The organism is Rothia sp. HMSC067H10, assembly GCF_001810635.1.
GTDB classification, from domain to species: Bacteria; Actinomycetota; Actinomycetes; order Actinomycetales; family Micrococcaceae; genus Rothia; species Rothia dentocariosa.
This window is the reverse complement of sequence record NZ_KV802317.1, coordinates 114,597-134,151: the sequence shown is the minus strand read 5'-3', so window position 1 is coordinate 134,151 and position 19,555 is coordinate 114,597. Positions and strand designations below refer to the sequence as shown.

General features: G+C 53.2%; 13 protein-coding genes and 1 tRNA gene. 3 read left to right on the top strand and 11 right to left on the bottom strand.

What is annotated here, in order from left to right; all coding sequences use genetic code 11:
* Window positions 1-59: 59 nt before the first annotated feature.
* Both HMPREF2756_RS07605 and HMPREF2756_RS07600 read right to left on the bottom strand, forming a co-directional pair.
* The gene (locus HMPREF2756_RS07605) at window positions 60-1,970 is read right to left on the bottom strand and encodes a polysaccharide biosynthesis protein (RefSeq protein WP_070619966.1); all 1,911 of its coding nucleotides are present in this window, start codon (window positions 1,968-1,970) and stop codon (window positions 60-62) included.
* A complete protein-coding gene (locus tag HMPREF2756_RS07600) occupies window positions 1,971-3,890 on the bottom strand; it encodes a glycosyltransferase (RefSeq protein ID WP_246825889.1) in 1,920 nt (639 codons plus the stop codon).
* 307 nt (window positions 3,891-4,197) lie between these two features.
* Here HMPREF2756_RS07600 and HMPREF2756_RS07595 point away from each other — a divergent pair, with 307 nt between their 5' ends.
* Entirely contained in the window at window positions 4,198-5,208 is a 1,011-nt protein-coding gene (locus HMPREF2756_RS07595; protein WP_070619963.1) for an NAD-dependent epimerase/dehydratase family protein, read from the top strand.
* Window positions 5,209-5,329: 121 nt separating this feature from the next.
* Here the strand turns inward: HMPREF2756_RS07595 and HMPREF2756_RS07590 are convergent, their stop codons facing one another.
* From HMPREF2756_RS07590 to argS, 9 genes are all read right to left on the bottom strand, one after another.
* Window positions 5,330-6,379, bottom strand: coding sequence for an L-threonylcarbamoyladenylate synthase (locus tag HMPREF2756_RS07590; RefSeq protein WP_048780200.1), 1,050 nt, complete (start codon window positions 6,377-6,379; stop codon window positions 5,330-5,332).
* Window positions 6,380-6,471: 92 nt separating this feature from the next.
* Complete coding sequence (gene prmC, locus HMPREF2756_RS07585; RefSeq protein ID WP_070619960.1) at window positions 6,472-7,413, bottom strand: peptide chain release factor N(5)-glutamine methyltransferase; 942 nt, start codon at window positions 7,411-7,413, stop codon at window positions 6,472-6,474.
* A gap of 17 nt (window positions 7,414-7,430) precedes the next feature.
* The gene (gene prfA, locus HMPREF2756_RS07580; RefSeq protein WP_070619957.1) at window positions 7,431-8,513 is read right to left on the bottom strand and encodes a peptide chain release factor 1; all 1,083 of its coding nucleotides are present in this window, start codon (window positions 8,511-8,513) and stop codon (window positions 7,431-7,433) included.
* Between the two features lie 162 nt (window positions 8,514-8,675).
* Window positions 8,676-10,766, bottom strand: coding sequence for a transcription termination factor Rho (gene rho / locus HMPREF2756_RS07575; protein ID WP_070619954.1), 2,091 nt, complete (start codon window positions 10,764-10,766; stop codon window positions 8,676-8,678).
* Between the two features lie 389 nt (window positions 10,767-11,155).
* Window positions 11,156-12,136 (bottom strand): homoserine kinase, encoded by a 981-nt coding sequence (thrB, locus tag HMPREF2756_RS07570; RefSeq protein WP_070619952.1) that lies wholly within the window; start codon window positions 12,134-12,136, stop codon window positions 11,156-11,158.
* Between the two features lie 195 nt (window positions 12,137-12,331).
* On the bottom strand, window positions 12,332-13,432 hold the full coding sequence (gene thrC, locus HMPREF2756_RS07565) for a threonine synthase (RefSeq protein WP_070619949.1): 1,101 nt from the start codon (window positions 13,430-13,432) through the stop codon (window positions 12,332-12,334).
* A 79-nt stretch (window positions 13,433-13,511) separates the two neighbouring features.
* Complete coding sequence (locus HMPREF2756_RS07560) at window positions 13,512-14,795, bottom strand: homoserine dehydrogenase (protein WP_070619945.1); 1,284 nt, start codon at window positions 14,793-14,795, stop codon at window positions 13,512-13,514.
* Between the two features lie 206 nt (window positions 14,796-15,001).
* Entirely contained in the window at window positions 15,002-16,516 is a 1,515-nt protein-coding gene (lysA, locus tag HMPREF2756_RS07555) for a diaminopimelate decarboxylase (protein WP_070619943.1), read from the bottom strand.
* Window positions 16,517-16,698: 182 nt separating this feature from the next.
* Window positions 16,699-18,363: an arginine--tRNA ligase gene (gene argS, locus HMPREF2756_RS07550; RefSeq protein WP_210393543.1), complete on the bottom strand. Its 1,665-nt coding sequence runs from the start codon at window positions 18,361-18,363 to the stop codon at window positions 16,699-16,701.
* A 118-nt stretch (window positions 18,364-18,481) separates the two neighbouring features.
* Between argS and HMPREF2756_RS07545 the strand changes: the two genes are divergently transcribed.
* Window positions 18,482-18,554, top strand: a tRNA-Arg gene (locus tag HMPREF2756_RS07545).
* A gap of 265 nt (window positions 18,555-18,819) precedes the next feature.
* Window positions 18,820-19,338 (top strand): HXXEE domain-containing protein, encoded by a 519-nt coding sequence (locus HMPREF2756_RS07540; RefSeq protein WP_070619935.1) that lies wholly within the window; start codon window positions 18,820-18,822, stop codon window positions 19,336-19,338.
* Window positions 19,339-19,555 lie beyond the last annotated feature (217 nt).

The following is a 19,555-nucleotide window of genomic DNA, read 5'->3' as shown; positions in this document are numbered from 1 at the left end:
TCATCACGTAGTACACGCCTATGTAGACGTTAACGGGGCAAAATTTCATCGTTCACTATTCAGTCCCTGTGTTCTTCCAGAAGACGACCCTGACGCGGATCTACTACGCGGGTAAATCCATGACGCTCATAAGAACGATGCGCTTCATAATTCTGAATCCACTGATCATAATCCAAATCCTCAGGGTTGAGAGCTGGTGCCGTCGAGTGAGAAATAAACTTGTTTTGAGTGCTTCGAGTGTGTTGCTCATTAGCACCAAAGAGGGTTTCATCCAATTTTTCGCCAGGACGCAGACCGGTCACTACAATATCAACATCGTAACGTTCATAGGCTTTACGCATCTCATGTGCAACATCGTAGATAAATACAGGCTCACCCATATCAAGCACCATAACTTCACCCGGATGACCAATAGCCCCTGCCAGCATCACCAGCAGGCAAGCATCCGTGATGAGCATAAAGTATCGGGTAGCGTTCTCATCAGTAAGTGTAATGGGACCGCCGTTGAGAATCTGCTGCGTAAACAGAGGTTTGATAGAGCCGCGCGAGCCAAAAACGTTACCGAATCGAACCGATACATAAGTCTTCCCTGTCTGCTGTCCAAACCACGAGGTTAAGCATTCAGCGGTTCGTTTTGACTGCCCCAAAGCGGTCTTAGGATCTGCAGCTTTATCTGTTGAAACATTCACAAACGTTTCAACATCCGCCGCTTGTGCAGCATATAAAACGTTAAGGGTGCCCAGCGAATTTGTTTTCCATGCTTCCTCAGGGTATGCCTCCAGTGCAGAAACATGCTTCAAAGCTGCGGCGTGGAAAACCACTTGCGGTTTTCGTTCAAGGAAGATATTACGCAGGTTTTCCCCCTCACGAATATCCGCGAGAATAATACGCTCATCATCCAGGCTGGACTCGCCAGTGATCGAGAGCTTTGTTTCCATCAGCAGGGTTTCGTCACGATCGAGCATCATGAGCAGCTCAGGGTCGTATTCGTGGATCTGACGGCATAGCTCAGAACCAATAGATCCTCCTGCACCGGTCACCAAGACCCGCTTACCTTGAAGGTAGCTGCGCAAAACTTCAGTATCGACATCGTAGTTGATTTCACCGCGGATAAGCTTCATGAGCTCGTTATCGTCGGTTTCTACCACGTTGTTGCCGAAGAGCTTTTCGCTGGCGCTCGCTACACGAGTTACTTCGACTCCATGTTTTTGCATGCGTGCCCAGACCCGGTCGAAACGATCATGCGGCATGTTGGTGATAGCGACGATCATTTTTTTAGGGGCATAGCGCCTGATGACCGCATCCAGCTCTTTACCGGTGTTATAAACCGGCACATTGTGAATATTAATACCGCGTAGCTGAGGGTTATCATCCACCACCGCAACAGGCCGCATATATGCAGAGTCATCATGCATAAGAGCTTCGATAACTGTGCGACCCGTAAACCCGGCGCCATAGACGATAACAGGCTCACCATCAAGATTACGCAAAGTCTTATGCTCAACATAAATACGCTTAACCATGCGCATCGCCGCCATGAATAGCAATGTAATACCCACCGAAATAGGCGGCACACCATGAGGCACATGTACTAGTCCTAGAGTTTCATCTACGTAGCTGAAGAGGAAAAGCGCCACCGAGACGATACCTACGGTTGCGCCCGTACGCCAGACTTCCTCGAAAGAACCGTAAGAATACAGACCTCGGTACACCTTCATACCGTAGCCCACAAGAATCTGCAGAATAATCGCAAACCCCATACTGAGCGCCACGCTTTGAAGATCAATCACATCAAAGACAGAATTCTGGTTCAGAAGCAGGCTGTATCGTAGCATAAACGCGATAACAAGCCCTATAATCCAGGCTACGGAATCTAATGCAATCTGAACGAGAAGCCACCAGCTTTTAGGGGTGTAGGGGCGTTGGCGATCCACCACCGCAATCGGCTGAGTCGTGGGATAGTTCTCCACTTATGCGTCCTTCCCCTGCAAACTGTTCTCTACATTCCTACTAGGTCGTATATCGGTGAGCGCTCGAAATGCCTTACGGCGCGTACTCTCCGGAATAAACCGGTACGCCGTTCGAACGCTCATATTCTTAATCCACCCGAGCTTTGAGATCGCGTGCCCGGTATATAGTCGACGTTGAATCGCCCAATCCTGCTTCCAAGCGTTAAGTCCGCCCCGCCGTGTGTAGGCACCTGCACCCACACGATAACGGACTAATGGCTCAGGCACATTACCAATCTTATAACCGGCTGAGATAACCCGCGACCACAGCCACCAGTCTTCGGCCCCTGGTACATATTCATACCCGCCTAAACGTTGAACAACGTCTTTGTAGAAAGCCACCGTTGGGTGGTACAGGGGATTGCGCGAAGGCATCATGTCAGCCAACCGAGATGCGTCAGTTACCGTCTGGCGGGTAGCCTCTACTGTGGTATTCTGCGCATCAACTTCGTACATGGCAGAGCCCATCACCGCACAGTCGCTCTCGATAAGCGCCGGAATTAGGGTTGCAAATCGGTCTGGCTCCGAAATATCGTCAGAGTCCGCTCGGGCAACGATGCCGTAAGAACAAGCATTCAGCCCCTCGTTGAGTGCAGCGGCAAGACCCACATTCTGAGGCAGTTTGACTGTGACGATAGGAGCGCATTCCCCCGCCCTGCTACGTTCGACCCAACGGTCAATGACCTCGCGCACTTCAGAAGGCAACGGACCATCCTGAACCAAAACCAGTTCAGCAGGCCGAAGGGTCTGATGCTGAGCGTTCGAGGCAATAGCCGCCTCCACATGATCAGCAGATTCCCGAGCGTAAACACTCATCAGAACAGAGAACTCCGCCTGAGAATGTGGTGCACCAAAGGAATCATGGTTTTCTTGAGTACCATAATGCCCTGGAAATTCAAGGTCATAAACTCCACGAAGCACATCACGATTAAGGCGAGGGGCATGCAGCGCATCCTTGATGCCCCCCAGGAAATAACCCAAATAGATAGATTTTTCGTCCGTACGCAGAACTGTCGAAGCCCAAAGTCTTGCTACCGACCCGCCATATAACAACTTCTCAAGCGGGCTGAGAGTACGAGCTCGCGTAAAAACCCACAATTTATTGCGAACATCGTTATAAAACCGCGGACCTGGCTTCGCATTCGTCGTCCCAAAAGTTTTCGTATGATGACGAGCCACCGAGGCGGGTACAGCAATGGCATCTCGATGATGTGCAAGACGGGTCGAAAATTCAAAATCATCATTCCAGATAAAAAAATCCGCAATCGGTAGGCCGCCATTCTGACGAATAACTTGAGCGTCCATCACCAAAGATACAAAGGAGGCGCTGCGTATAGGCCGACCCCCCACCGCTTGTGCACGACGATGCCGCCCAGAGCCAGCACCGAACATAGTGCGCATCGTATTCATGGGATGGTCTTCCCCATTGGTCCACACAACCCGTGAAGCTATCAAGGCGGGACGACGGCTGCGGTCCGGCGAATATGATTCCCACGCTTGAACAGACTCATGCAGGGTGTTTTCGGTTGGTTCAGTGTCATCATCCATAACCCACACAAGATCTGGATTGTGGCGCGCTAACGCTCGATCGATTCCAACGGCGAATCCACCCGCACCTCCCATATTCTGAGACAATGTGATGACATCGAGCGGAAGCGAATAGCTTAGATTTTTTAGATACTCGGCCGTGCCGTCGGTAGAGGCGTTATCAACCACGACAACAGCGTCCGGCACAACCTGTCCTGCGGCGATACCTGCAAGGGTAATGGGTAATAAATCTTGACGATTATAGGTCACAACAACCGCTACAACACGCGGCCTACCGAGCTGTGCCACACCGCAGACAGGCGCACTCACCGAGTTTTCGCTCTCATCAGGCATCGACGCTTCCTCCCCCAGCACGCACTTTTCAGGCGGACCTATAAACACACGGATATATGAGACATCCCAAGATAGCTATTCTACCCGTCGAAAGCTCTATAGCTAAACATTACGTTCCAGCTTCAGTTTCGACTAGAGACCAAAAAGTTAGCTCCGCCACGTGCTCCTGTGCCACGACTATGCTTTAGCTCTCTTCTGCCCTGAAGTACTACTCTAAAACGTTATTTCTGTTTCTTAAACACCACCGAATATGCGAAAGTTGAAATACACACTCCGTAACAGTTTGGGGTGAGAAAGGTGAAAAGACGTGTCCGAGTCTAAATGGAAAGTTATCGGTGCAAGTGGCTTCGTGGGGTCGTCCATCGTGGCACGACTAAATGCCGAAGGAATCAGCGTAGATCCCATTGAGGCACCCCGTTTAGCAACCCGAACACTCGACTCAAGAACTATTATCGAAGAAGCTCAGCTCCTTGAAGGCATCATCGATTCCCTAGCGGATGCGTTTGCCGGGGCTCAGGTTGTTGTTAACGCAGCAGGTCTTGCTGCCCCCAATATGCAAGACGTACCTGCGCTAGTGGGTGCTAATGCTCTGTTACCGGCGGTTATCGCTATAGCAGCACACCGTACCGGAGTACGCCGAGTTATTCACCTCAGTTCGGCAGCAGTTCAGGGCGCAAAATCTGTTCTTGATGCGAGCGAATACACAGCTCCCTTCAGCGCATACTCCTTTTCAAAAGCCTTGGGTGAAGAAGCCCTTTTAGACTTGCAAGATAGGTTCCACGAGGCCTCGCATGGCGAAGCCTCTGAATCTGTTGAGCTGTGCATCCTGCGTGCCACCAGCGTGCAGGGGCGCGGGCGCCGCACTACCGAGGTCTTCGCCAAAATAGCCTCTTCCCCGTTAGCTTCTGTAGCAGGTGCAGGAACCCGCAAATCCCCCGTATCGAGCTCATATGCACTGGCTGAATTTGTGGTTAAAGTCGGCTCCTTTAAGGGTGAGCTGCCCTCTATTGTGCTGCAGCCGTGGGAAGGCGAGACGGTAGCCTCTACCATGACGGATGCCGGTCGCCGCAAGCCCGTGCACCTGCCTGAATGGCTGTGCCATCTGGCGGTTAAGACCGGGTATACGGTCTCCGAAATGATGAATGATAGGTTCCAAGGTTCCGTTCGCAAAATCGAGCTCATGTGGTTTGGACAAGAACTCGACGATTCCTGGGCTCGTGAAAATGGTCTTCTACCCGAGCCGCGAGTGCGTGAAGTGCTGCGCAATGCCCATACTGCACTCGGTAAAAAGAAAGATAAGCGGTTTAAGAACGCCTAGCTACAGGCCCTTACACTTTTCTACACAGAATAAGCAACGGTGAGGGATTCGAGAGTTAGTATCTCGATTCCCTCACCCATTTTTGAATAACAGTATTTTTTTTGTGAGAATTATCTGCCCTCTAAGATTCTGATTTCGCCTCGCCGTGCACAAGGGCGCGAGCAGCATCCGTCGATACCGGCTTAACCGGAGCCTGCGCTGTCTTGACCGGCTGAGGTGTGTTGTTGCGGTAGCCGCGCGAACGTTTTTGATCAACCTCAGGCTTTTTATCGGCAGCAAGCGAGGTTGCGGTATTAACGGCGCCCAACAACATATCTGCAATGGAACCGGCTACTGGTGATGCTGCCCGTTCCGGTTCTTTGCCGCTGCCGGAATGCTCTGCGTCCCACTGGTCATATGCTTCATCAAGGTCTTCCTGACCGGTAGGTTTCTGCTCAGTATCTTCTTGAGTGGAGGTTTCTTGCTTATCTTTCTCATCGTTACGAGCATTGAGCTCGCTACGGGTCACGATTGAAGGCACAACCTCACGAAGCTCTTCAACGGTAATAGCACCTTCACGAACCACAACATAAGGGGTCGAAGTACAGTCCAGAATTGTGGACGGCTTGCTATCGCCAACGCTTCCGTCTTCCTGCGGTGCAGGACGAGGGCCATCGTCCACAACAAGCGTGACGTCCTCACCCAGCTGATTAAGCGCTTCTTCGGCATTAGCTGCCGCAGGCTGTCCTGTCTTGTTAGCCGAAGACACCGCCAATGGACCGTGCTCAGTCAGAAGCTTGAGCGCAAACTTATCGTCGGGCACACGTACGGCAACCGTCCCTTGAGTTTCGCCCAAATCCCACGTCAGCGATGGATAGGAATACAGAATAATCGTTAGAGCTCCGGGCCAAAACTTATTGCCCAAATCATATACATCGTTGGGGATTTCGTCAGCAACGCCCGCAAGAGCTGCAAGGTCGAATATCAGCACAGGCGGAGGCATGGTACGGGAACGGCCTTTATCAGCCAGAAGCTTCGAAACGCCCTGATGCGAGAAAGCATCACAGGCGATGCCGTAGACGGTATCGGTAGGAATCACGATAGTTTCGTGGGCATTCAATGCCTCACGAGCGGCTTCGACGGCCTCCGTGGTCTCGGTATCAGTCGTTACTGGGTACAGCTTTGCGTTCACGTGCCTTATTCTCTCATGTTTTGGTACGAGGCGGTGGATGGTGTGACAAGGTTACGCAATAAGCGAGTGGTCACGCCCGAATATACCGCTCTCTACCGGGGTTTATATCCCGCAGTGTGTCTGGGTTTGCCGTTCAAATCTTGGATTGAGTATATGCTCACAAACCCCTGTGCCGCCAATGTCTCAGCCACGCGGATCTCTTGTGAATCATCATGCTCCATCATAAAGAAACCGCCGGGACGCAAAAGATAATGAGCCCGAGCGATTACCTCCCGAGGAATTTCCATGCCCTCTTCTCCCCCGCCATAAAGCGCCATCTGCGGGTCATACTCGGCGACTTCAGGAGCCTGGGGTTTGCTGTGGGAAGGAATATACGGAGGGTTTGAAAGCACCAAGTCAAAGTATCCGGGCAGGTCTTCAAGCGAGGTACGAATATCGCCCGGAATAAGATGTACGTTCTGAGGATCAAGATTCTTGCGTGCCCAAAGGAGAGCCTGCTCAGAAAGTTCAACCGCAAAAACTTCCGCTTGAGGATTCTCTTCTTTAATCGCTGCGGCGATTGCCCCGGATCCCGTGCATAAATCCACGACGCGAGGGCGAGCGTTAGACTCGTATGTCGCCAAGACCCGCAGAGCTTCCTCCACTAGAAGCTCAGTTTCAGGACGGGGGATAAAAACGCCCGGACCTACCTTCATCTCCAGGTGATAAAAAGGTGCGACCCCCGTAATATGCTGCAGCGGAACGCGCTGAGCTCTGCGCTCTAGCAGTTCCATATAGCGTACTGAATCTTGTGGCGTAATCCTACGCCCCATCAGGGCGAACCGCTGCACGTCCGCACGAGTTACATGGGTTTTCCCGTAGCTACCGCCCTGAATACCTTGAGAATCCGTATCTAACAGATATGCGGCAAGAAGTTCGGCGTCTGCCCGATATTGTTCTATCCCAGCGCGACGCAGTACGTCAGCACCGCGGCGCAAGGCTTCATCAAGCCCTTCGCCGCGGTGTGCTGTTGGGGTGACCCGTAATCCTGTCACTTCTGCGTTGCCTCGGATTATTCCTGCTCTTGGCCAACCTGTTCCAGCCGGTGAGCCTCATCCATTTCGATGGCAGACTGCACAACTGGATCAAGGTCGCCGTCCAAAACCGCGTCTAAGTTATATGCTTTGTATCCGGTACGGTGGTCGGCAATACGGTTCTCGGGGAAGTTGTAGGTACGTATGCGTTCCGAACGGTCCATCGTACGCACCTGAGAGGCACGATGCGCGGCGTTCTCAGCGTCGATCTGCTCCTGCTGATGCGCCAGCAAACGGGCACGCAGCACGCGCATTGCAGCTTCGCGGTTCTGCAGCTGTGATTTCTCATTCTGCATAGCCACAACAATGCCCGTAGGAAGGTGAGTAATACGCACGGCAGAGTCGGTTGTATTCACAGACTGTCCGCCGGGACCGGAAGAACGGTAAACATCAATCTTCAGGTCGTTCTGACTGATCTCGATCTCTTCGGGTTCATCAACCTCAGGAAATACGAGCACGCCCGCAGCCGACGTGTGAATGCGCCCCTGCGATTCAGTCGCGGGAACACGCTGAACTCGGTGCACGCCGCCTTCATATTTCATGTGTGCCCATACGCCTTCGGCAGGTTCGTTGGAGGCTCCCTTGATTGCTATCTGGGCATCCTTGTACCCACCCACATCGGTACTGGTGGAGGAAATAACCTCAGTCTTCCAGCCCTTATGCTCGGCATAACGCAGATACATGCGCAAAAGATCACCTGCGAAAAGAGCCGCCTCATCGCCGCCCGCGCCCGCTTTGACCTCAAGAATAACGTTGCGACCATCATCAGGATCACGAGGGATCAAAAGACGGCGTAGCCTCTCTTGGGCTTCTTCAAGCTCGGCCTCAAGAGTAGGAATCTCAGCCGCAAAATCAGGGTCCTCTGAGGCCATTTCACGCGCCGCTTCTAAGTCATCCGCCAGGGACTTGTATTTGTTATATGCGGTCACGATACCGGTGAGTTCCGCATAACGCCGCCCCACGCGGCGAGCCTTCCCCTGATTTGCCTGAACGGCGGGGTCAGCCAGCTGCTCCTGAAGCTCAGTGTGCTCGTCAAGGAGCACCTGGATAGACTCAAACATTTTTGCTCTCTTACCTTTGTATACGCGCCGATTTTCGGGACTCGCGTATATCTTCACTCATTATTACAGGGTCTAGGCACCGCACACCCCGTACCGCACAATCTTTTGGGCGGTACGGGGCGAACAATGCTGTGCGATAACCGCTACGAGACGGTTACCTTGCTAATCCACAAGGCGCAGCCCATTCTTCTGAACGGTCAGCAAGAATTCAACGTTGCTCTCAGTCTTCCGAAGCTGGTTCGTAAGAATATTTAGAGCCTGCTCGGGTTCCATACCAGCCAGAGCACGGCGCAGACCCCACATAATCTTAACTTCGTCCGGAGAGAGCAGATTCTCTTCGCGGCGTGTGCCGGAGGCGTTAATATCCACCGCCGGGAAAATACGCTTATCCGCGAGCTGACGTGACAGACGCAGTTCCATATTACCGGTACCCTTGAACTCTTCGAAGATAACTTCATCCATCTTCGAGCCGGTCTCTACCAGAGCCGTCGCCAGAATAGTAAGCGAGCCACCTTCTTCGATGTTACGAGCGGCACCGAAGAATTTCTTCGGTGGGTACAGAGCGGCAGAATCAACACCGCCGGAGAGAATACGTCCGGAGGCGGGAGCCGCCAGGTTGTAGGCACGCCCCAAGCGAGTCATGGAATCCAGCAGCACAACCACATCGTAACCCAGCTCAACCATGCGCTTAGCGCGTTCGATAGCCAACTCAGCAACGGTGGTGTGATCCTCAGCAGGACGGTCGAAGGTTGAAGCTATAACCTCGCCGGAGACCGTGCGCTGCATGTCGGTTACTTCTTCAGGGCGTTCATCCACCAAAACCATCATGAGGTAAACCTCAGGGTTGTTGGCAGTAATAGCGTTCGCGATCGATTGCAGCATAAGGGTTTTACCGGCCTTTGGCGGCGAAACGATCAGACCGCGCTGACCTTTACCGATCGGAGATACCAGATCAACAACACGGGTACCCAGTTTCTTCGGGGTGGTCTCTAGGCGCAGACGTTCCTTGGGATACAGCGGGGTAAGTTTCGAGAACTCACGACGGCTGGAAGCTTCTTCCACAGGCTGCCCATTAATAGCCTCAACTTTCACAAGCGCGTTGAAACGCTGGCGCGAGTTTTGTTCTCCCTCGCGCGGCACGCGAATAGCGCCCAGAATATGGTCACCCTTACGCATGTGGTAACGCTTAACCTGAGCCAGGGATACATAGACATCGTTCGGACCAGGCAGATAGCCGGAGGTGCGCACAAAAGCATAATTATCGAGGATATCGAGGACACCGGAAATCGGTGCCAGTACGTCGTCCTCATTCACCTGAGGCTCATCGGAGTCCCCACGACGGTTACGACGATCGTTCTTTTCATAGCGGTCACGCTTATTGCGGCGGCTAGTGCGCTCCTCACGATTCTGATTCTGTTTTTCGAATCGTTGATCGTTTTTCTCGGAACGCTCATTCTTCTCAGAACGGTCACGCTTGTTACGGCGGCTAGTGCGCTCTTCGGCCTCTTCTTCGCCCTTACGACGGTTATTCCGCTCGCGTGTGCGTGTACGTTTAGTCGGCTTCTCAGGTTCAGAGCCGAAAGTCATATCCAGAGCCGCCGTAATGGAGTCCAGGGTAGTAGAGCCGTCCGAAGTTGTGGCTTTCAAATCGGCGGAATTCTCGGGAAGATCACGCTGTGCAGAACGCGAACCGATGCTTTCAGAAGCCAGTTCTGCTTTCACATCTAAGGGAGGCAAATCCGCATTCTTACCCTCTTGGGGACCGCGACCGTTCTTAGCTTCACGGTCTTTCCGAGATCGTGAATTTCGAGTGCGGCGAGTGGTACGTTCCTCGTGCTCGGGGGTCTCGGTACTCTCGCCAGATGCTGCTTCTTCGGAAGATTTCTTTGTTAAGGAAGCCTCATCAGGTTTAGCGGCTTCTTCAGAAGCTGCCTTAGCGGCCTTGCGACTACGCGCGCGCTTCTGTGCCGGAGTCTCATCCTGCGCTTGAGAATCTTGCGACTTTGAGCGAGTGTTTTTAGAAGTTTTCGTGCTTTCTTGAGTCGAGGCAGCCTCGGCACCTTCGGTGGTGCCGCCGCGCTGATGCAGGGTTAACGCTTCCACAAGCTCAGCCTTCTTCATTTTCAGGTATCCACGAATACCGAGCTGCTGAGCGAGAGTACGAAGCTGTGCGACCTTCAAGCCGCTGAATTCGGAGAAAGCGTCACCGGAACCGGTGCCATTATCCTCGATCACGACAATGTTCTTTGCCAAACGATTTATCCTTTTAGTCAGGGACACCCAGAAAATCCTCTCAGAATTGAGGATCGGGTTTTTCTCATCATGCGTACAGTGTAGAAACTACATACCACATACTGCGCGGTATCGCGCTACGCTATACTGCCTCATATATATCCGAGGCACTCACTTTTGAACCGTCGTTACGTGAGGTCAAGAAACGGCAAAGTCCTTGCGAAGTGAGGCAAAAAATACATAACCACAGAAAAATATTTCCTCGCGAGCTCCCCACGGAAGAAGAAGCATACGCGAACACACAAAAAGACGTGGTTCAAAGAAAATACTTTCCATTCCCGGATGTGGCGGTTCTTCGTGCGACCGGGAGATAAAATAAACACGACAAACCATGTCAGGTGAAAAACACCTTACTGTGTAACTATAACACCTTCTGCATCGATTTCAAGGGGCATGACGCGCCATGACAGGCGACGCCCCTCATATTCGCTTCCCTCATGAGTAGCCTCAAACTCAGCGATCGCTCGCTGTGCTGCTGCGACTTCTTCACAGCTACGGGAGAAGGTTAATACGGTAGGCCCGGCCCCCGAAATTACGGCGGGAAGCTGCCGATCACGCAGATAGGCGACCAGCGCCGCACTCGGCTGCATCGCAGGAATACGGTAGCCCTGATGCAGATAGTCCACGGTTGCATCCATAAGATACTCCGGTGCCTGCGAAAGGGCTTGAATCAATAAAGCGGCACGACCTGAGTTTGCCGCAGCCTGCTCATGCGGAATCTCGGCAGGAATAAGCGAACGCGCAAGTTTTGTAGAAACTTCATAATCGGGCACCGCTACGATAGGTACAACGGCAGAATGAACCGGTACGACCAGCGAGCGCCAGTTCCCCAGTTCGCCCCAGGATATTGACAGCGAACCATACACCGAAGGCGCCACATTATCGGGGTGTCCTTCAAGGTCTGAAGCTACTTGAAGAATCTGGTCACGACTCAATTGAGCGTGCTCGGGAAGCAGCCCGGAGGCCGCCGCAACGCCCGCAACAATAGCGGAGGCAGATGAGCCCATGCCACGTGAATGCGGAATACGATTGTGTGCCGTCAGCCTGAGGGCTGGGAAATCATGAAGTCCGACCTTCTCAAAAGTGGAACGCATCGCCTGAATCACCAGATGGGTTTCATCGCGCGGTACGGCCTCGCTGCCCTCGCCTGAAAGCTCAAACTCTAAACCTTCAGAAATACGCTCAACCCTAAGTTCATCATAAAATCCTAAAGCCAAGCCTAAAGTATCGTAGCCGGGCCCGAGGTTAGCACTTGATGCCGGAACCTTGACGGTGACGGTTTTACCGACAGGAATATCTGCGCATGTGATAGGGGTATCGGAATTCGACATGGAAACCTCGGGTGCATGTGGATGTTAGGAGCGCATACTGTGCTGTTCAATCGGTGGAACAACACTAATGTCACTTACTTTACGAGAATTTATCCTAGCATTGAGCGGGTTACGGACAGAATAAGACGCCCTTGCCCAAGAAAATTTTCTCGGACAAGGGCGCATCGACCTATCGGTTAACAGGCTATCGGGTGGTTAGTTCAGGTCAAGAATATCTGCCACAGCCACAACATCGAAGGCTGCCTTAGTCGGTTCAACCTTCGCACCGTTGACCGGTTCCAACGCCCACTGCGAGTCCTTCAAACCGTGACCCGTAACCGTAATGACAATGGTCTTGCCCTCGGGAGCCTCACCCGCGCGATGTTTCTTGAGCAGACCCGCAACACCAGCAGCTGAAGCGGGCTCAACGAAAACGCCCTCGCGGGAAGAGAGCCAGCGGTGCGCCTCAAGAATCTCCTCATCGGTGACAGCTTCAATCACGCCGCCGGATTCATCACGTGCCGCCTCAGCTTTCTCCCACGAGGCAGGGTTGCCGATGCGAATTGCGGTCGCAATCGTTTCGGGAGTGTCAATCGGGTGCCCTGCAACAATCGGAGCCGCGCCAGCTGCTTGGAAACCCCACATGATAGGTCGCTTGGTGGTAACCGGCTCTAGAACCTTGCCGTCACGGTTCGTATAAGGCTCGGAATACTCCTTGTATCCCTTCCAATAAGCGGTAATATTGCCCGCGTTACCTACCGGGAGCAAGTGGTAATCGGGGGCGTCTCCCAGAGTGTCGACGACCTCAAAAGAACCGGTCTTCTGCCCCTCAATGCGGTAGGGGTTCACCGAGTTCACCAAGAATACTGGGTAATTCTCGCTGAGTTTACGGGCAATTTCGAGGCAGTTATCGAAGTTTCCGTCAATCTGAATAATATCGGCACCGTGGGCGATGGCCTGCGATAGTTTACCCATCGAAATCTTACCGTCCGGCACGAGTACCGCGCAACGCATCCCCGCTTGAAGCGCATATGCCGCTGCCGACGCTGAAGTATTACCGGTCGAAGCGCACACAACAGCCTTCGCACCTTCGCGTTTAGCGGCGGTAATAGCGCTCGTCATGCCACGGTCTTTGAAAGATCCGGTGGGGTTCATCCCCTCGAATTTGAGGTATACCGTATTGCCAGTCTGCGCTGACAGCGCCGGTGCGTGAATCAGCGGGGTTCCGCCTTCGCCTAGAGTTACCGGTTTTACCTCGTCCCCGAACGGAAGACGATCGCGGTATTCGTTAATGACGCCCTGCCACACATGTGCCATGGGATTCTCCTACTTTCTGCTGATGGTTTTACTCGCGCGGACTTGAGAATTTCCGCGCTGAAATTCTAGTCTTCCTGATCTATTTACCGGACTCGACGCGAATCACGGAAATAATCTCACGCACAGTATCTAAACCGTCGATCACCGCGATCGCGCGGCGCAAGTCAGAGTCTTTGGCAGAGTGCGTCACCAGGCGAATCTGTGCGGCGCCATCCCGCGGAGTAGATTGACGCAAAGAATCCACCGAAATACCGTGTTCGGCGAAAATACGAGCAATATTTGCGAGCACGCCCAATTTGTCATCAACCAGCATGCCTACCGAGTAGCGGGAGATAATGTCGCCCAATCCGGTAGCAGGCAGCTGCGCGTAAGAGGACTCGGGGACACCCGGACCACCCAATACCAGACGGCGCGCTAACGACACAAAATCACCCAGAACGGCGGAAGCAGTCGGTGCTCCGCCAGCACCAGGGCCATAGAACATCAGCTCGCCTGCGTTCTGTGCCTGTACAAACACGGCATTAAATGCGCCATGAACACCTGCCAGTGGATGCTGCCGCGGAATAAGCGTAGGAGCCACACGGATATTGACTCCGTCACCGTCGCGCTCACAAATGGCCAGGAGTTTAATCACGTAGCCGTCGGCATCTGCGGCGGCAACGTCATCGGCGCTTACGGCGGTAATACCCTCTATGTGAACGTCATCAATGGTGAAATCAGAGTGGAACGCTAATGAGGCTACAATAGCAGCCTTTGATGCGGCATCATGACCTTCAACGTCAGCGGTAGGGTCTGCTTCGGCATAGCCGAGTTCCTGGGCGTCTTTGAGTGCATCGGCAAAGGTTGCGCCGGTGGTATCCATCTGATCCAGAATGTAGTTGGTGGTGCCGTTCATAATGCCCAGCACACGTGTGACGGTATCGCCTGCCAAAGAATCACGCAGGGGACGCAAAATCGGAATTGCACCGGCGACCGCTGCCTCATAAGAAAGCTGTGCGCCAGACTTATCGGCAGCAGCCTGAAGCTCAACACCATGTTTTGCCAGAAGCGCTTTATTGCCCGAAACCACCGATTTACCAGATTCTAGAGCACGCAGAATGCGGGTTCGTGCAGGTTCAATACCGCCGGTCAGCTCGATCACCACGTCGGCAGCGTCAATCAAGGCGTCTGCGTCGGTGGCATACAGCCCTGGGTCGGCATCCCAGTGGCGTTTAGCCGCAGTATCACGCACGGCTATACCGATCAGCTCAACAGGTGCCCCTATACGTTCTTTGAGAACCGCGCTATCCTCACTAAAAATACGCGCTACCTGAGAACCAACGTTCCCAGCGCCGAGCAGAGCAACCTTAATGGTGTCAGTCACGTTATCTCCTACATTTTGACCGAGTGGTGAACGCGCCTGTACGAACGGGCGACGTCATCATCAACTGTATCAAGAGAGCGGCGCCTGGACGCGGTCAAGACGCCAACATTACCGCCATTTACGGGGGTGTCGTTATATTACGTGCAGCTTCTTCCCCAAACATGCGCCATGCGGTGTCATCATGCGGAAAAGATTCAGTGCCCGTACTAGAAACCCGTGTCTAGAGCAAGCATCTCATTTTCGCTTTGTCGACGAATAATAGGATACGCCGCCTCCCCCGCCGACGTAGCAATAACCGGCGGACGGCTCAGGTAGTTATAGTTCGACCCCAGCACATAACAGTACGCACCGGTAGCTGGCACCGCGAGAATATCCCCCGCACAAAGATCGGCGGGAAGATAGCAATACCGCACCACAATATCACCCGATTCGCAGTGTTTACCTACCACACGTGAAAGCACCTGCTCTCCCGCCGGGGCGCGGTTCGCCAGGGTAACCGTGTAGTCGGCGTCATAGAGCACCGGGCGCGCATTATCGCTCATACCGCCGTCCACCGAGACATACCGGCGCACTCGAATCTGACCATGCTCGTCCTCAATACTCACGTTTTTGATGGTGCCGACGGTGTAAAGCGTCACCCCTGAGGGGCCTGAAATCGAGCGGCCAGGTTCAAAAGACATATGCGGAATCGCCAGGCCAAGACGTACGCAGGTTGCCGCGACTGCATCCGCAATCGAGACAGTAATCTGCTCAATACTGCGCGGGGTATCGGCCTCGGTATAACCGATACCGTAGCCGCCGCCCAGGTCAAGCTCCGGCAGGCTAAGACCGTATTTCTGGTTCACAGCATGCATAAAAGTGAGGGCAGTATCTGCCGCCTGCTCAAAACCCTGCGCCTCAAAAATCTGCGACCCTATATGGCAGTGAATACCCCGAAATTCCAGGGAATCCGTGGCGGCAAGAATACCGGCGGCGAGCATCGCGTAGGATTCATCCTCGGTGGTTGACCAATACTCAAGTTCGTCGGCCTCCAGCCCGGCAAGACGTGCAGTTCCCGGCTGAAGCGACATCCCAAACTTCTGATCCTCATGCGCCGTGGCAATAGATTCGTGGGTGGAGGCGTGCACACCGGGTGTAATCCGGATGAGCACGGGAACCGCCGGATACGGCTCCTGCCCCGTTGCGGCGCGTTCTGCGTTCAGTTCGGCGTGTACATCCGCGATGAGTTTAAGCTCGTCAACGGAATCTGCCGCAACACGCCCTACCCCGTGTTTAATAGCGCGCTTAATCTCGTCATACGACTTGTTATTACCGTGCAGCGCAATATTTTGCCCGGGAACCTGCGCCCGCAGGGCAATCGCCAGTTCCCCACCCGATGCCGTATCAAGACACAAACCTTCCTCATACGCCCACCGCGCCACGGACGTGCACAGGAATGATTTTCCCGCGTAGTAGACACTCACCTGCGCGCCATGCCGGGCGAAAGCATCCTCGAATGCCTGGCGGTACCCGCGTGCCCTAGCTCGGAATGTATCTTCCGAAAATACGTACTGCGGAGTATCAAACTTTTTGACAAGCTCACTCGCTGCAATGCCGTCAATAGTTAGCTCTCCCCCATGATTACGCTGAAATGAGTCCGTCCAGATGGTACGGTTCAGCTCAGCCGGATGTTCGGGGCAGGTAAGCCATTCGGGGGCGTACAGGGATTGTGCGTCGCTCATGCAGAAGTCCTCGGGTCTTGTGTCACGGTCACAGATTCGTGATCCCATCACCACTATATCGGAACGCCTCGCCGTCACGATGCTGCTCATAGGTGGTGTTCAGATAGCGGATAAACCAATAAATAAAAGCCGCGTACCCCGTCATCGTCTTGGCGGGTACGCGGCTTCCGGTCGGTTCGGCGTTACATACGCTCGGGGGCGGTGACCCCCAGCAGACCCAATCCGTTGGCGAGTACCTGACGTGTTGCATTGTTGAGAAGCAAACGGGTACGGTGCAGATCAGTCACTGGCTCATCGCCCTTCGGAGCCACGCGCGAGAGGCCGTACCAGCTGTGGTAGGCCGCCGCAAGATTTTCCAGATAACGGCTCACGCGGTGCGGTTCGTAGAATTCCGCTGCGGTACGCACGGTTGCCGGGTATTGCCCCAGCACTGCAAGAAGCTCAGTATCTGCGGGCGTATTCAGAAGCCCTGTGTCCACACCATCGGCAAGATGCACGCCAGCATCAATGGCATTACGTTCTACAGCCGCAGTGCGGGCATGCGCATACTGCACATAATAGACAGGGTTATCGCTGCTCTTCTGCACCAGCAGATCAAGATCGATATCAATTGTGCTGTCTACCGAGTAGCGGATCAGTTCGTAACGTGCCGCATCCACACCCACAGCCTCTACAAGGTCTTCAAGGGTGACGACATTACCGGCGCGCTTCGACATACGCACGTGTTTGCCGTCCTTGACAAGGTTCACCAGCTGCCCAATCATGACCTCAATCTGCTCGGTCCGGTACCCCAAGATTTGAGCGATAGCCTTGAGTCGTCCCACGTAGCCGCTATGGTCTGCACCAAGCATATAGATGGCTATGTCCGCAGGGTTCTCAGGACGAGTCATTTTATTGCGGAAATACGCAATATCTCCAGCAACATAGGCGTGATTACCATCCGATTTAATGACCACCCGGTCTTTATCATCGCCGTAATCGGTGGTGCGCATCCACCACGCGCCCTCGGATTCAAAAAGCTGACCATCCTGTTTCATCTGCTCAATGATGCGGTCGGCCTCGCCAGATTCAAATACCGAGTTTTCGTGGAAGAAGACATCAAAGTCGGTACCGAAACGGTGCAGAGACTCTTTAATCTGTGTGAACATAAGCTCGGTTCCGATTTCACGGAAAACTTCTGCGGGGTTTTCGGCGTCGAGCGCGTCTGGGCGTTGGGCGAGAATCTGATCTTTGATATCGGTAATATAGGCGCCCGCATAGCCGTCTTCAGGGGTAGGCTCTCCCTTGGCTGCAGCAAGAAGCGAGTTTACGAACCGATCAATTTGAGTGCCGTGATCGTTGAAGTAGTATTCGCGCACCACATTTGCGCCCTCGGCTTCGAGGATATTGGCGAGCGCATCACCTACGGCCGCCCAGCGGGTTCCACCCAAGTGGATGGGGCCGGTGGGGTTAGCCGAGACGAATTCAAGGTTAATGGTTTTTCCCGCGAATTTATCGCTGGTTCCGTATGTTTTTCCAGTTTCGACGATGGTGGCGGCGAGGGTGCCTGCCGCAGCCGCATCCAGGGTTATATTGAGGAAGCCTGGACCGGCAATATCTACCGTTGAAACTCCCGGAATTGAGGCAATTTTATCGGCAAGAACGGCTGCTACTTCGCGAGGATTCTTGCCAACTTTCTTGGCGAGCTGCAGCGCAATATTAGTCGCCCAGTCACCGTGTTCGCGAGATTTCGGGCGTTCCACGCGCGCGAGGGGAAGCTCTGCGTTATCTGCGAGGGTAAGCTGACCGGATGCGATAGTTTTATCGAGTTCTTGAGCAATTGCTGCTGATAATTCTTCGGGAGTCATAGCTACATATTCTAGCAACATCTGATAGGATATAGAGGTTCGCTTGTGCGCCGTATGCGGCTGAAACGCCTAGTTTTCGGTCGAGGCACCAAGGCGGTCACCAAAATTTCATATGTCAGCCCTTGTAGCTCAGTGGATAGAGCGCTTGCCTCCGGAGCAAGAAGTCGAAGGTTCGAATCCTTTCAAGGGCACTTTTTACGGGCCTATCTGCTTCAGCGGGTAGGCTTTATATACGCCCAAAAGTCGAAGGTAGCGTTGCGTGCTTTCGGTCGGCTCCTCTGTTCTCGCACGCTCGACCCCGCTTCCCCTCAGCCTTTAATGGCACTTTTTATTGGCTTATCCCTCGTTCTTGATGGGGCAGGCCATTTTTATTTAAACCACTGACAATTAGCCCGCTGAGCCGTACCATGAAATGACGTGGAGAAACGAAACTATGCAGGAACCTGGGAGGCTAGGATGTCTATAGGCACTTTTGCATTTATTACGATCGTTCTCTTCATGGTGCACGAATTTGAGGAGATCATCTTCGTGCGCCGCTATATCGAGAAGTACTCCAGCGATAACCGGTACCACGACGAAATGTTTATAGCGGGGCAAGACCATTACCCCTCAACCGCAGCTATTGCCGCCATGATCGGTGAGGAATTTATTGTTGCTTGTCTGATCCTTTTTAGCGGGGTCATATTTGATTCCATTGAGACCGTCACAGCTATCTTTATCGCTTATATCCTGCATCTTATCCTTCATATCCGCGAGGCGTTTATCTTTCCGGGATGGGCACCGGGCAGCAGGACCGCAGTATTTACGATGCCGCTTAACGCTATTACCTTATACGCTATCTTTGCTACCCAGCATATCGATTACCTCAAATTAGTTATTTTGACCGTGGTCTTGAGCGCTGTGGTTCTTATTAACCTCCAGATGCTTTACCGACTATCGGGAAAGATTGAAACGTTCATTCAGAAGATTGCGTAATACTAGGGACCCCGGATTTCTATAGTTAGACAATAAGCCCTCACGGCGCTGATAGCTCTCTGCTACAGGAACTTATAGGGCTTCAATTTAGCTAGGATATGCACACACTCGCCACAAAAACGGAATGTGTGAGAGTTGCCTTTTATGACATGCTATTTTGCCCCGTGACTTGCGCTTGAGAGAATGTTTCCAACCGTTATCGTCACGGCAGAAGGGG